1 protein-coding gene is annotated in these 403 nt (G+C 73.9%); it reads left to right on the top strand.

The genetic code is table 11. From position 1 onward, the window contains the following. On the top strand, positions 1–403 hold a 403-nt coding region (locus GVL52_RS32510; protein ID WP_200848053.1), incomplete at both ends, for a Crp/Fnr family transcriptional regulator.

The following is a 403-nucleotide window of genomic DNA, read 5'->3' as shown; positions in this document are numbered from 1 at the left end:
CGTGGTGTTCGGCGTGCGCGAGGAAGGACAGCTGCGGCACCAGCTCGGTGCGGTGGAGGGGCCCTTCTGGCTCGATGCCGCATCGGCCCTGCTCGGCCAGCCCTGCCCGGTCGACATGGTGGCGGATTCGCGCGTGCAGCTGCGCCGCGTGCCGCTGGCGGCTTTCCAGCAAGAGGTGGCGCTGCTGCCGGACACCGTGCGGCGGCTGGTGCGCGACATGGCGGCCGGCTACCTGCAGCAGACCGAGCTCGCCGTGAGCCGGCTCGCGCAGGATGCGGAATCCCGGTGCGCCCAGTGGCTGCTGCGCCATGCTGAGCCCGGCGACGGCGACGGCGGCGCGCTGCGCGTGACCCTGAGCCAGCGCAAACGCCTCATCGCGGCGCAGCTCGGCATCGCGCCCGAG

Origin of the sequence: Rhizobium sp. 18055 (assembly GCF_902706285.1) — a bacterium.
In the GTDB taxonomy this organism is placed as follows: Bacteria; Pseudomonadota; Alphaproteobacteria; order Rhizobiales; family Rhizobiaceae; genus Rhizobium.
This window is presented reverse-complemented; position numbering and strand designations above follow the sequence as displayed.